1 protein-coding gene is annotated in these 546 nt (G+C 43.6%); it reads left to right on the top strand.

The window, feature by feature from the left end:
- Positions 1 to 517, top strand: a 517-nt coding sequence (locus tag ACQY5W_RS13495; RefSeq protein WP_428025486.1) for a hypothetical protein, incomplete at its 5' end; no start/stop codon positions are given.
- Between the last annotated feature and the right edge of the window lie 29 nt (positions 518 to 546).

The following is a 546-nucleotide window of genomic DNA, read 5'->3' as shown; positions in this document are numbered from 1 at the left end:
AAATTGTGCAACAGGCGCTGCAGCAGCAGATACAGCAACAGGTGCAACAACAACAAATATTGCAGCAGGTGCAGCAACAACAAAACCTACAACAGTGGCAACAACAACAAAACCTACAATAGGTGCAACAACAACAAAACCTACAATAGGTGCAGCAACAACAAAACCTACAACAAGTGCAACAATTCGAGCTGGTGCAACACATGCAGCAACAACAGATTCTGCAGCACGTGCAGCAGCGGCAACAACTTCAACAGGCGTAGCAGCAACAAAAATTGCACCAAGTGCAACAACAGCAAATACTACAACAGGTACAACAACAGCAAAGACTACAACAGGTAAAATAACAACAGATATTGCAACAAGCACAACAACAACAAAACCTTCAACCGGTGCAACAACAGCAAATACTGCAACAATCGCAACAACAACAACAACAAAGCCCTCTACAGGCGCAACAACAACAAAACATTCACCAGGCGCAACAACAACAACATCTACTGCCTTTCATGTTTAACACACTTGCATCTTCAACCGCTGCTCTCA

The sequence above is a fragment of the Arcobacter sp. genome (assembly GCF_050300555.1).
Lineage (GTDB): Bacteria > Campylobacterota > Campylobacteria > Campylobacterales > Arcobacteraceae > Arcobacter.
This window is presented reverse-complemented; position numbering and strand designations above follow the sequence as displayed.